The 12,459-nt window shown below is 70.4% G+C and carries 11 protein-coding genes and 2 pseudogenes; 7 read left to right on the top strand and 6 right to left on the bottom strand.

Annotated elements, in window-relative coordinates; genetic code table 11:
• Positions 1-536, top strand: a pseudogene (locus ACFOGJ_RS22170) (hypothetical protein); the annotation flags it as partial.
• Positions 537-556: 20 nt separating this feature from the next.
• On the opposite strand, the gene hemW reads toward ACFOGJ_RS22170, so the two are convergent.
• Genes hemW through rph form a run of 3 tightly spaced genes read right to left on the bottom strand, consistent with a single transcriptional unit; the run spans position 557 to position 3,088 of the window.
• Positions 557-1,789, bottom strand: a complete 1,233-nt coding sequence (gene hemW / locus ACFOGJ_RS22165) for a radical SAM family heme chaperone HemW (protein WP_379904700.1) — start codon at positions 1,787-1,789, stop codon at positions 557-559.
• Positions 1,746-2,372, bottom strand: coding sequence for an RdgB/HAM1 family non-canonical purine NTP pyrophosphatase (rdgB, locus tag ACFOGJ_RS22160; RefSeq protein WP_379904698.1), 627 nt, complete (start codon positions 2,370-2,372; stop codon positions 1,746-1,748). The genes hemW and rdgB overlap by 44 nt, the downstream gene beginning before the upstream one ends.
• Positions 2,369-3,088: a ribonuclease PH gene (gene rph, locus ACFOGJ_RS22155; RefSeq protein ID WP_379904696.1), complete on the bottom strand. Its 720-nt coding sequence runs from the start codon at positions 3,086-3,088 to the stop codon at positions 2,369-2,371. Before rph ends, rdgB begins: the two co-directional genes overlap by 4 nt.
• A gap of 236 nt (positions 3,089-3,324) precedes the next feature.
• Between rph and hrcA the strand changes: the two genes are divergently transcribed.
• The 5 genes from hrcA to dapB all read left to right on the top strand — a co-directional run bounded on the left by hrcA (position 3,325) and on the right by dapB (position 9,678).
• The gene (gene hrcA, locus ACFOGJ_RS22150; RefSeq protein WP_379904694.1) at positions 3,325-4,371 is read left to right on the top strand and encodes a heat-inducible transcriptional repressor HrcA; all 1,047 of its coding nucleotides are present in this window, start codon (positions 3,325-3,327) and stop codon (positions 4,369-4,371) included.
• 91 nt (positions 4,372-4,462) lie between these two features.
• A complete protein-coding gene (grpE, locus tag ACFOGJ_RS22145; protein WP_379904691.1) occupies positions 4,463-5,179 on the top strand; it encodes a nucleotide exchange factor GrpE in 717 nt (238 codons plus the stop codon).
• A gap of 251 nt (positions 5,180-5,430) precedes the next feature.
• Positions 5,431-7,365 carry a molecular chaperone DnaK gene (gene dnaK, locus ACFOGJ_RS22140; RefSeq protein WP_379904689.1) on the top strand — a complete coding sequence of 645 codons (1,935 nt, stop codon included), beginning with the start codon at positions 5,431-5,433 and terminating at the stop codon, positions 7,363-7,365.
• A 248-nt stretch (positions 7,366-7,613) separates the two neighbouring features.
• A complete protein-coding gene (gene dnaJ / locus ACFOGJ_RS22135; RefSeq protein WP_379904687.1) occupies positions 7,614-8,762 on the top strand; it encodes a molecular chaperone DnaJ in 1,149 nt (382 codons plus the stop codon).
• 106 nt (positions 8,763-8,868) lie between these two features.
• Positions 8,869-9,678: a 4-hydroxy-tetrahydrodipicolinate reductase gene (gene dapB / locus ACFOGJ_RS22130; RefSeq protein ID WP_379904801.1), complete on the top strand. Its 810-nt coding sequence runs from the start codon at positions 8,869-8,871 to the stop codon at positions 9,676-9,678.
• 22 nt (positions 9,679-9,700) lie between these two features.
• Here the strand turns inward: dapB and ACFOGJ_RS22125 are convergent, their stop codons facing one another.
• Positions 9,701-10,258: a DUF2244 domain-containing protein gene (locus ACFOGJ_RS22125; RefSeq protein ID WP_379904685.1), complete on the bottom strand. Its 558-nt coding sequence runs from the start codon at positions 10,256-10,258 to the stop codon at positions 9,701-9,703.
• A 104-nt stretch (positions 10,259-10,362) separates the two neighbouring features.
• On the opposite strand from ACFOGJ_RS22125, the pseudogene nth reads away from it, so the two are divergent.
• Positions 10,363-10,986: pseudogene (gene nth, locus ACFOGJ_RS22120) on the top strand (endonuclease III); the annotation flags it as partial.
• A gap of 161 nt (positions 10,987-11,147) precedes the next feature.
• Here the strand turns inward: nth and ACFOGJ_RS22115 are convergent.
• Both ACFOGJ_RS22115 and ACFOGJ_RS22110 read right to left on the bottom strand, forming a co-directional pair.
• Positions 11,148-11,534 (bottom strand): hypothetical protein, encoded by a 387-nt coding sequence (locus tag ACFOGJ_RS22115; protein ID WP_379904683.1) that lies wholly within the window; start codon positions 11,532-11,534, stop codon positions 11,148-11,150.
• Between the two features lie 62 nt (positions 11,535-11,596).
• Entirely contained in the window at positions 11,597-12,100 is a 504-nt protein-coding gene (locus ACFOGJ_RS22110) for a bactofilin family protein (RefSeq protein WP_379904681.1), read from the bottom strand.
• Between the last annotated feature and the right edge of the window lie 359 nt (positions 12,101-12,459).

The following is a 12,459-nucleotide window of genomic DNA, read 5'->3' as shown; positions in this document are numbered from 1 at the left end:
CCGCCCCGCCACCCGCCGACGGGCCCGATGCGGTCCTGGTGGCCGAAGGCGGCGAACGGCTGAAGCTGATTGCCCGCGCCCTGAAGACCCCTGCCACCCAGGACGGCACCGCTGCCGACAGCAGCGGCAGTTCCGCGCGCCTGCTGGGCACCGGCCTGTGGGACGATGCCTCGCTTCAGCAGGAGCCGGCATTGCAGGGCGGCTGGTTCGCCACCTCGCCGCCGGACCTCGCCGCCTCGTTCGAGGACCGCTATCGCGCCATCTATGGCGAGGCGCCACCGCGGATCGCCGCCCTGGCCTATGACGCGGTGGCCCTGGCGGCCGCGCTGGCGCAGCGGCCGAACATCGCGCCGGGCCAGAAATTCTCCCGCCTGGCGCTGGAAGACCCCGAAGGCTATGTCGGCTATGGCGGCATCTTCCGCCTCAACCCCAACGGCACGGCGGAACGCGGCCTGGCGGTGCTGGAAGTGACGCCGAACGGCTTCCTCACCGTCGATCCACCGCCGGAGCGCTTCACGACGCCGGCCGGTTCCTGAGCCCCGGCGGATCGCGGCCGTCACGCGATCAGGCGGCCCAGCAGCGCGTTCAGCAGGTTGCGCCCGTCCGCAGTGGCGGCCAGCCGGTCGCCGTCGCGGCGCAGCAGCCCCTCCCGCAGGAAGCGCTCCAGCGCGGCGGCATCGATCGCCGCCGTCTCCGGCCGCCCGATGCGTCCCCGCAGGCGGGCCAGGTCGATGCCCTCGACCAGGCGCAGGCCCATCATCAGGGCTTCCGGCCATTGCTCTTCGGGGTCCACCGGCTCCTCCGCGGCGATGCCATGGCCGCCGGCCGTCACCTGGGCCAGCCAGGCCTCGGGCTTGGCGATGCGCCGGCTGGCGATCCGGCCGGCGCCGCTGCCGAGCCGGCCATGCGCCCCGGGCCCGATGCCGGCATAATCGCCATAGCGCCAGTAGACCAGGTTGTGGCGCGATTCCTCGCCCGGCCGCGCATGGTTGGAGATCTCGTAGGCAGGCAGGCCGGCAGCGGCGCACAGCTCCTGGGTCAGGTCGAACTGCGCGGCGACCGCCTCGTCCTCCGGCATCTGCAGCGCCCCGCGGCGCCAGGCGCCGTAGAAGCCGGTATTCGGCTCCAGGGTCAGGGTGTAGAGGGAGAGATGGCCGCCGGCCATCGCCAGGCCTTCGACCAGTTCCGCCCGCCAGTCGTCCACCGTCTGGCCCGGCCGGCCATAGATCAGGTCGAAGCTGAAGCGGGGAAAGATCGCGGCGGCGGTCGCCACCGCATGCCGCGCCGCGGCCGCGTCATGCAGCCGGCCAAGCCGGCGCAGGTCGTCGTCGCGCAACGACTGCACGCCGACCGACACCCGGTTCACGCCGGCCGCGGCATAGCCGCGGAAGCGTCCAACCTCCACCGAACCGGGATTGGCCTCCAGGGTCACTTCCAGGTCCGGGGCGGCGGCCCAGCGGCCGGTCGCCCGCTCGATCACCGCCGCCACCGTCTCCGGCGGCATCAGCGATGGCGTGCCGCCGCCGAAGAAGATGCTCTGCAGCCGCCGCGGGCCGGTGCGCGCCGCCTCCCAGTCCAGGTCCGCCAGCAGCGCGTCGCGCCAGGCCGGCTGGTCGACGGTCTCGCGCACATGGCTGTTGAAGTCGCAATAGGGGCATTTCGACTGGCAGAACGGCCAGTGGACATAGAGGGCCAGCCCCTCCCCCCCATCCGGGCTGGCGTCCCGGCCGGCGCACGGGCCGGGCTCAGCGGCCGGCGAAGCAGCCGTCGAGGAGAAGGCGGAAGGCATTGGCGCGGTGCGACATGGCATGCTTTTCGGCCGGCTCCATCTCGCCGAAGGTAAGGTCGCGGCCCTCGGCCACGAACATCGGATCGTAGCCGAAGCCGTTTCTGCCGCGCGGCGGCCAGACCAGCCGGCCATGCACCTCGCCCTCGAACAGCTCGCAATGGCCGTCGGGCCAGGCCAGCGCCAGGGCACAGACGAAATGCGCCGCCAGGTCGGGCTCGCCTTCGTCCGGCGGCGGCGCCTGATCCTGGACCGCCTGCCAGACGCGCGCCATGGCCTTGCCGAAATCCTTGTCGGGGCCGGCCCAGCGGGCGGAATAGATGCCCGGCGCCCCGGCCAGGGCCCGCACCGCCAGGCCGGAATCGTCGGCCAGGGCAGGGCGACCGCTGGCCTGCGCGGCGGCATGGGCCTTCAGCGCGGCATTCTCGCCGAAGGTGGCGCCGGTCTCCTCCGGCTCCGGCAGGCCGAGCTCGGCGGCGCCGAGCGGCCGGATTCCCAGCGGCGCCAGCAGGTCGGCGATCTCGACCACCTTGCCGGGATTGTGGCTGGCAACCACCAGCGTATCGCCGTCGAAGCGTCGGGTCATTTGCTGCCGATCGCCGCCTTCTGCAGTTCCACCAGCCCGGTGGTTCCAGCCTTGGCCAGCTGCAGCAGGCGCTGGAATTCCGCCTCGCTGAACGGCGCACCCTCGGCCGTGCCCTGGATTTCCACGATGCCGCCGGTATCGGTCAGCACGAAGTTGGCATCGGCATCGGCATTGGCGTCTTCGGCATAGTCGAGGTCGAGCACCGTCTGCCCGGCATAGATGCCGCAGGATACTGCCGCCACATGGCCGGTGATCGGCAGCGCCGGCAGGGCGCCGCCCTCCACCAGCTTCGACACTGCCTGGTGCAGCGCCACCCAGGCACCGGTCACCGCGGCGGTGCGGGTGCCGCCATCGGCCTGCAGCACGTCGCAATCCATCCGGATCTGGCGTTCGCCCAGCCCTTCCAGGTCGGTCACGGCGCGCAGGGAGCGGCCGATCAGGCGCTGGATCTCCTGCGTGCGGCCGGACTGCTTGCCGCGGGCCGCCTCCCGGTCGGTGCGCTCATGGGTGGAGCGGGGCAGCATGCCGTATTCGGCCGTCACCCAGCCGCGGCCGCTGTTGCGCAGCCAGCCCGGCACCCGCTCCTCAATGGTCGCGGCGCAGAGCACCACCGTCTCGCCGAAGCGCGACAGGCAGGAGCCCTCGGCATATTTCGCCGCGCCCGGCTCCAGGGTCACCGGCCGCATCTCGTCTGATCGTCGTCCGCTCGGACGCATCTCGTCTGTCCTTCCAGGCAGGTCTGCGCCGTTGCCTGCGGGCCCTTCGGGACCGACGCGGCGGCGCGGTGGCGGGGTTCTATCCCAGGCCCGGCGCCCGGGTCCACCTCGGCCGTCGGTCACGGGCCGGGACGGCGGCCATGTTGACGGAAGGGGCACCGGCTTCCTAAATCCGTGGATCGGGACCATTGTGCCAGCCAGGCACAGTGGCCCGGTATCGGATAGTTCGGACACCCATGAACGGCCCCGCACTCCAGGAACTCAACGAACGCAGCCGGGACATCTTCCGGCAGGTCGTGGAGACCTATGTCGAAACCGGCGCGCCGGTCGGCTCGCGGCTGATTTCCAAACGCCTGGAGATGCGCCTGTCGCCGGCCTCGGTGCGCAACGTGATGTCCGACCTGGAGGAGCTGGGCCTGCTCTATGCCCCGCACACCTCTGCCGGGCGCCTGCCGACGCCGGCCGGCCTGCGGCTGTTCGTGGAAAGCCTGATGGAGCTCGGCGCGCTGACCGAGCAGGAGCGCGACGCGATCGAGGGCAAGGCCGCGGCCCGCGGCCGCAGCGTGCCGGAGGTCCTGAACGAGGCGATCGGTACCCTGTCCGGCCTGTCCGGCTGCGCCGGCCTGGTGTTCGCGCCGAAGCGGGACACGGTGCTGCAGCATGTCGAGCTGGTCTCCCTGCCCGACAACCGTGCGCTGGTGGTGATCGTGGATTCCTCCGGCACGGTGGAGAATCGGATCTTCGACCTGCCGCCGGGCCTGACCCAGACGCAGCTGGCGGAGGCGGCGAAATATCTCGTCGCCCGGGTGCGCGGCCATTCCCTGGCGGAGGCGCGCGACCTGGTGAAGGAGGAGCTGGAGAGCAAGCGCTCCGAGCTCGACGGCCTCGCCGCCCGGGTGGTGGCCGGCGGCCTTGCCGTCTGGGCCGGCAGCGGCGAGCAGGCGACCCTGATCGTGAAGGGCCAGGCCCACCTTCTTGAAGATGTCAGCGCGATGGCCGATCTGGAGCGCATCCGCCGGCTGTTCGGCGAGCTGGAGGAGAAGGAGAACCTGCTGCGCCTGATCAGCCTGACCGAGGGCGCGGAAGGGGTGCGGATCTTCATCGGGGCGGAGAGCAACCTGTTCTCCCTGACCGGCTGTTCCATGATCGTCGCGCCGTTCCAGGACCGCAACCAGCAGATCGTCGGCGCGCTGGGCGTCATCGGACCGCAGCGCATGAATTATGCGCGGGTCATCCCCATGGTGGATTTCACCGCACAGGTCGTCGGCCGGTTGATCGGCTGACGCGAAAGGACTATCCGGGCGCGGGTCCTGCGGCGGCGGCCGGTCCACCGCGCGCAGGGCGGGTCGGCGCCTGTCGATCGGAGCAGAGGACATGAACGTGAACGACAACAGCGAGCAGGCCGGCGCCGGCAGCCAGCGCCCCCAGGAGCAGGACGAACAGCGCGACGGCCGCCCGGCCGGCCAGCGCTCCGATCTGGAGAGCGAGAAGCTGCCGGATCCGCCGGAGGCGGAGGCCGCCGACCGCGGCGCCATCGACGAGATCCTGGAGGGCGAGGTGGAACCGCCGCCCGAGGATCCCAGGGTCGGCGAGGTGGCCGCGCTGCAGGAGGAGGTGGCGAAGCTGAAGGACCATCTCCTGCGCACCATGGCGGAGCAGGAGAACGCCCAGAAGCGCCACGCCAAGGACCGCGAGGATGCGGTGAAATATGCCGCGTCGAAGTTCGCCAAGGACATGCTGGACGTCGCCGACAACCTGCGGCGGGCCATCGACAGCGCCGCGCAGGGGCCCAAGCGCGAGGAACTGCCGGAACCGATGCGCAACCTGCTGGAAGGGGTCGAGGCGACGGAACGGTCGCTGCTGCAGGCCTTCGAGCGCAACGGCATCCAGCGCATCGAGGCGATGGGGGAGAAGTTCAATCCGAACCTGCACGAGGCGATGTTCGAGGTGGAGGACCCGAACCAGCCGGCGGGCATAGTGGTGCAGGTGATGGCCCCCGGCTACACCATCGCCGACCGCCTGCTGCGGCCGGCGCAGGTCGGTGTCTCCCGCGGCGGCCAGGCCCAGCCCCGGGTCGACACCAAGGCCTGAGCCGCATCCGGCGATCGCGTCCCTGAGGGCCGGCTGCGGCATCGCATCCGGCATCCCCGGACAGGTTCCGAAACCGGCGGATGGCGGCCGGCGCATGCCGCGGGGCCGCCGGAAAGCCGCAGAACAATTGGATTTCACACCGTTGCGACACTATCGGGCCCCGCCTATATATCGAGCGAACATAGGTCTCGAGGGGCTCGGCAGGGTGCATCAGGTGGCCCGGCCGAGCTGCCGGAATGGAGAGGATGATTATGGGTAAAGTTATCGGTATCGACCTTGGCACCACCAATTCCTGCGTGGCGGTGATGGAGGGCAAGAACCCCAAGGTCCTGGAGAACGCCGAGGGGGCGCGCACCACGCCTTCCATGGTCGCGTTCAACAACGATGGCGAGCGGCTGGTGGGCATGCCGGCGAAGCGCCAGGCGGTCACCAACCCGACCAACACGCTGTTCGCGATCAAGCGGCTGATCGGCCGCACCTTCGAAGACCCGACCACCCAGAAGGACAAGGGCATGGTGCCCTACACCATCGTCAAGGCGGACAATGGTGACGCCTGGGTTAAGGCGGGCGAGAAGAGCTATTCGCCGAGCCAGATTTCCGCCTTCATCCTGCAGAAGATGAAGGAATCCGCCGAATCCTACCTGGGCGACAAGGTCACCCAGGCGGTGATCACGGTGCCGGCCTACTTCAACGACGCGCAGCGCCAGGCGACCAAGGATGCCGGCAAGATCGCGGGCCTGGAGGTGCTGCGCATCATCAACGAGCCGACGGCGGCGGCGCTGGCCTACGGCCTGGACAAGTCCGAGGGCAAGACCATCGCGGTCTATGACCTGGGCGGCGGCACCTTCGACGTCTCGATCCTGGAGATCGGCGACGGCGTCTTCGAGGTGCGCTCCACCAACGGCGACACCTTCCTGGGCGGCGAGGATTTCGACCTTCGGATCGTCGATTACCTGGCCACCGAGTTCAAGAAGGAGAACGGCATCGACCTGCGCCAGGACAAACTGGCGCTGCAGCGGCTGAAGGAGGCCGCGGAGAAGGCGAAGATCGAGCTGTCCAGCGCGACGCAGACCGAGATCAACCTGCCGTTCATCACCGCCGACGCCTCCGGGCCGAAGCACCTGACCATGAAGCTGACCCGCGCCAAGCTGGAGGCGCTGGTCGACGACCTGGTGCAGCGCACCCTGGAGCCCTGCAAGAAGGCGCTGAAGGATGCCAGCCTGTCGGCCGGCGATATCGACGAGGTGGTGCTGGTCGGCGGCATGACCCGCATGCCGAAGATCGTCGAGGTGGTGCAGCAGCTGTTCGGCCGCGAGCCGCACAAGGGCGTGAACCCCGACGAGGTGGTGGCGATCGGCGCGGCGATCCAGGCGGCCGTCCTGCAGGGCGACGTGAAGGACGTCCTGCTGCTGGACGTGACCCCGCTGTCGCTGGGCATCGAGACCCTGGGCGGCGTGTTCACCCGGCTGATCGACCGCAACACCACGATCCCGACCAAGAAGAGCCAGGTCTTCTCGACCGCCGAGGACAGCCAGAGCGCGGTGACCATCCGCGTGTTCCAGGGCGAGCGCGAGATGGCGGCCGACAACAAGCTGCTCGGCCAGTTCGACCTGGTCGGCATCCCGTCGGCCCCGCGCGGGGTGCCGCAGATCGAGGTGACCTTCGACATCGACGCCAACGGCATCGTGCAGGTCTCCGCCAAGGACAAGGGCACCGGCAAGGAGCAGCAGATCCGCATCCAGGCCTCCGGCGGTCTCTCCGACGACGAGATCAACCAGATGGTGAAGGATGCCGAATCCCACGCCGACGACGACAAGAAGCGGCGTGAGCTGGTCGAGGCCCGCAACCAGGGCGAGGCGGTGATCCACACCACCGAGCGCAGCATGGCCGAGCTGGGCGACAAGCTGGCGGCGGACGACAAGGCTGCGGCGGAGACCGCCATCGCCGAGCTGAAGACCGCGCTCGAGGGCGACAATCTCGACGAGATCAAGGCCAAGACCGAGGCGCTGGCCCAGGCGTCGATGAAGATCGGCGAGGCCGTCTACAAGCAGCAGCAGGACGGTGGCGATGCCGGCGGCGATGCGGCCGGCGATGCCGGTACCGCGGAGAGCGGCAGCGGCGACGACACCATCGTCGACGCCGACTTCGAGGAAGTCGACGACGACAAGAAGAGCAAGTCCGCCTGAACCGTCTGACGACGGTCCACGGGCAACGGACGACCTGATCGGGACGGCCGGCATCGCGCCCTCGCGCACGGTGCCGGCCTTTCCGCGACATGGCATTGTTCGCCGTCCCGATAACCGATCACCAGCCCCGCCAGCGGCGGGGATCCTGTGCAGGGCGGGGCGGGACGGCCTAGACTGCAGAGGAGGCGGCCGCAAACCCCCAGGCGGCCGGTGATTCCCGAATGTTCATGGGCGATCGAGGGAGCCGTATGGCGAAGTCGGACTATTACGAGGTCCTGGGCGTCAGCCGGAATGCCAATGGCGAGGAGCTGAAACGCGCGTATCGGAAGGCCGCACTGAAATTCCATCCGGACCGCAATCCGGGAGACAAGGAAGCCGAGGTCCGGTTCAAGGAAGTCAGTGAGGCCTACGAGGTCCTGAAGGACGAGAAGAAGCGCGCCGCCTACGACCAGTTCGGCCATGCCGCCTTCGAGGGCGGCGGCCCCGGCGGGCCCGGTGCGGCGAATTTCGACTTCAATTTCGGCGGCTCCTTCGCCGATGTCTTCGACGACCTGTTCGGCGAGATCATGGGCGCACGCCGCGGCGGCGGCGGGCGCGGCGGCGTCGCCCGCGGGGCGGACCTGCGCTACAACCTGGAAATCACCCTGGAGGAGGCGTTCAACGGCAAGGGCGCCACGATCCGGGTGCCGACCTCGATCGCCTGCGACACCTGCAACGGCACCGGCGCGGCCGCGGGCTCGCAGCCGGTGAACTGCTCGACCTGCGCCGGGCGCGGCAAGGTGCGCGCCCAGCAGGGCTTCTTCACCATCGAGCGGACCTGCCCGTCCTGCCAGGGTATCGGCCGGATCATCGAGGATCCCTGCGGCGCCTGCGCCGGCTCCGGCCGGGTGCAGCGCGAGAAGCAGCTGTCGGTCAACATCCCCGCCGGCGTCGAGGACGGCACCCGGGTGCGCCTGGCGGGCGAGGGCGAGGCCGGGGTTCGCGGCGGCCCTTCCGGCGACCTCTACATTTTCCTGTCGGTGGCGCCGCACCGGATGTTCCAGCGCGAGGGTGCCGACCTGCACTGCGCGGTGCCGCTGCCGATGGTCACCGCGGTGCTGGGCGGGCAGATCGAGGTGCCCACCATCGACGGCAGCCGCGCCCGGATCAGCATCCCGGAGGGCACTCAGCCGGGCCGGCAGTTCCGCATGCGCGGCAAGGGCATGCCGGTGCTGCAGGGCAATGGCCGCGGCGACATGTTCATCCGGGTGGCGGTGGAACTGCCGAAGAACCTGAGCAAGAAGCAGAAGGAGCTTCTGCAGGAATTCGCCGCCGCCGGGACCGACGAATCCAATCATCCCGAGAGTCACGGCTTCTTCGCGAAGGTGAAGGAGCTGTGGGACGACCTGACCGACTGATGCCGGCGGCGGCGTCGACCGCGGCGGTCGCAGCGGTCAAGGGGGCCGCGCCGGCGCCACGGCAGGCAGGGGGCAGCGGGGGGAACCGCACGACATGAGCAAGAAGCTGCAGGTGGCGCTGCTGGGCGCTGCCGGCCGCATGGGCCAGGCGCTGACCCGGATCATCCGCGACAGCGACGAGGCGGAGCTGTTCGGCGGCCTGGAGCGGTCGGACTCGCCGCATATCGGCCAGGACATGGGCGAGCTGGCCGGCATCGGGCCGCTCGGCGTGCGGGTGGAGGCGGATGCCGAGGCGATCTTCGCCGGCGCCGACGCGGTCATCGACTTCTCCACCCCGGCGCTGACGGCGCCATCGGCGGAGCGGGCGGCCCGGCATGGCACCGCCTATATCGTCGGCACCTCCGGCATCGGCCCCGACGACATCGCCGCGCTGCAGGCGGCGGGGGAGCGGACCGTCGTCGTCCAGGGCTACAACATGTCCCTCGGCGTCAACCTGGTGGCCGCCCTGGTGCGGCAGGTCGCGGCGGCCCTGGGCCCCGACTTCGACATCGAGATCGTGGAGATGCACCACCGCATGAAGGTGGACGCGCCGTCGGGCACCGCCGTCCTGTTCGGCGAGGCCGCCGCCGAGGGGCGCCGCGTCGCGCTGCCCGAGGTGCGCGACAGCGGCCGCGACGGCATCACCGGCAAGCGGGTGCCCGGCCATATCGGCTTCGCCGCGCTGCGCGGCGGCAATGTGGTGGGGGAGCATACGGTGCTGTTCGCCGGCGAGGACGAGCGGATCGAACTGACCCACCGTGCCGGCAACCGCGACATCTTCGCACGCGGCGCCGTGCGGGCCTGCCTCTGGGCGTCGAACCAGTCGCCCGGCTTCTACACCATGGCCGACGTGCTGGGGCTGAGACGGCCGGACTGAACCGGCGGCAGCATCCGCCGCGTCAGCAGCTGCCCGGCAGGGCGTCGCGCCGCTGCCGCAGCGCGTCGCGCAGAGCGCGGACGAAGTCCTCCTTCTCCTCCGGCGTGAGGAAGGCGCCGATCACCAGGGTGCCGCCATGGCTGCGCAGCGCCAGGGTGCTGCGCGGCCCGGCCGGTTCCTCAAGCTCCACCCGCAGCCAGGTCGGCTCGAACCGCCAGGAACGCACCCGCCCGCGCGGATCGACGTCGCGGACCAGCAGCTCGGTCTGCGACAACTGCACCGTCTGGAAGGCGCGGCCTGTCCGGTAGTTCAGGCGGAACGCGGCATAGACCAGCGCCACATCCAGGCCGAAGAAACCGAAGACCGGCCAGGCCCCCATCGACAGGAAGGCGATCCCGGCGGTGAAGCTGAGCGCCGCCAGGACCCCCATCAGGACCAGGAAGCCGGTCGGTCCGAGCGACCGGTGGGGATGCAGCACCGCGTCGAAATGCAGCCCCGCCGCCGGCAGCGCGCCCGGATCCGGGCAGGGGCCCAGGCGGCGCGGCGCACCGGCCTGCGGACCGGTATCGGTTTCGGACATTCCGATGCTCATGCCGCTAGAATAGGGAGGGGTGGCGACGGCGACAAACCCGCCGCGGCATTTCGCCTCCCGCAATCCGCCACCCCGCCTTCCGGAGCCGCCGCATGAAGCGACAGGATGTCGAGCAGTTCTTCGCCCGCCTCGCCGCACAGCGGCCGGAGCCGAAGGGCGAGCTGGACTATACCAACCCGTTCACCCTGCTGGTCGCGGTGGTGCTGTCGGCGCAGGCCACCGATGCCGGCGTCAACAGGGCCACCAAGGGCCTGTTCGCCGCCGCCGACACGCCCGAAAGGATGCTGGCGCTGGGCGAGGACGGGGTGCGCGCGCATATCAAGACCATCGGCCTGTTCAACGCGAAGGCGAAGAACGTGATCGGCCTGTCGGAGGCACTGATCGCGCGCCATGGCGGCGAGGTGCCGCAGGACCGGGCGGCGCTGGAGGCGTTGCCCGGCGTCGGCCGCAAGACCGCCAATGTTGTCCTGAACATCGCCTTCGGCGCCCATACCATCGCGGTGGACACCCATCTGTTCCGGGTCGGCAACCGGACCGGACTGGCCCCCGGCAGGACACCGCTGGCGGTGGAGCTGAAGCTGGAGAAGGTGGTGCCGGCGCACTACAAGCGCCACGCCCATCACTGGCTGATCCTGCACGGCCGCTATGTCTGCAAGGCGCGGCGGCCCGACTGTCCCACCTGCGTCGTCGCCGACCTCTGTGCCTACAAGGAAAAGACCCCGGGGCCGGAAGATGCATCGGCGGATCGCCTGGGCGCAGCCCGGCCTGCGGGGAAAAGGGCGGCGGGGAAAGGGGCGGCGGCAAAAAAGAAATCGGTGACCAGAGTGGCGGCGACCGGACCGTCAGGCCGGCGCCGGTCGACGGCCTGACGGTCCGGTCAGACCGTGCCCTGCTCGCCGATCGCCTGCAGGCAGTCGCTGTCGACCGCCTCGCGCGGCAGCAGTTCGACGTAGCGGACCACGGCCTGGCCGTCATTGCCCATATCCGGCGGATACAGGAAGAACAGCGCGACGCAGCGCGCCGAACTGTAGCGCCAGACCTCGGCCGGCGGCTCGGCGAAGGTCAGCATCGGCGGCCCGAACCGGCCCTGCAGGTCGGAGCCGGACCAGCCGACCAGATCGCCGCTGTGGAGCGCCGGGGCGGTCCGCACCGCGCTCTCTCCGGTCGGGCCCGGATTGCCGCTGCCCGGACTGCCGCCGCCCGGCCCCACGCCACCACCATGGGCGGTACAGGCGCCCAGCAGCAGAAGTGCCGGCAGCAGCAAGGAAAGGCCCGGAAGCGCGACGCCGCCGGCGCCCGAGCGATCAGAAATGCGACGCGGCAGGATCACTCAGCGCCTGCCGCGACACCGACGGGCCGGGGCTCTTCCGCCATCCCGGCATCCGCTTCCGGTTCCACCGGCTGCGCCGCCGGCGCCGCACGCTCCGGCCGGGGCGCCGCGGCGGCGGCCCGCGCCGGCGCCTTGTCGATGGTGCCGGAGACTTCGCCGCCGCACTCGATCTCGATCTGGCCGTAGCGCACCTCGCCCACGACCCGGCCGGTGGCGCAGATCAGCAGCCGGCCCTCGACCACCAGCTTGCCTTCGAACAGGCCGCGGATCTCGGCGTCGTGGATCTCCGCCGCGCCCTTGAAGACGCCGCCATCGGCGATCTCGATCGACTGGCAGCCGGCGAGGGAGGCCTCCACCTTGCCCTCCACGATCAGCCGGTCGCAGGAGCTGATCTCGCCGTTCAGGCTGATCTCCTTGCCGACGATCAGGGTCTTCGGATCGGTGCCGCTGCGGCTGCTGGCACTGCCCGACCCGCCACTGTCATGGGTCGACCGCTGCATGCCGGGGATTTCCGAAACCGGCCGCTTCGGAAGCTCGGGCCGGAAGCTTGTCGCCTGGTTGTCCGATCGTGCCATCGTTTCACCTTGCATCCTGCTGGGCGCTGCCTGCCGCGCCGGCGTGGAGCGGCCGGGCGGGGCGTCTGATCCTGCCCGGGCCGGCTGGCCCGGGGTTTCTTCTGGAAGTCTCAGATCGTCGAGATCCGGGGCGGGCGACGGCGCGGCCCTGCCGGGCGTATCGCCCTCGCTGCCCTTCTTTCGGCCGAACAAGCTCATGCGATCCTGTCACCTCCGGTTGGGCGCCACGCACCGCTGCGGCACGTGCAGCCTGGAAGCAGATAACCTGTGTCGCGCAGTCGCCG

Origin of the sequence: Marinibaculum pumilum, from assembly GCF_042646425.1 — a bacterium.
Lineage (GTDB): Bacteria > Pseudomonadota > Alphaproteobacteria > Ferrovibrionales > Ferrovibrionaceae > Marinibaculum > Marinibaculum pumilum.
Note: the sequence above shows the minus strand (reverse complement) of the source record. Positions and strands in the feature narration are given on the sequence as shown.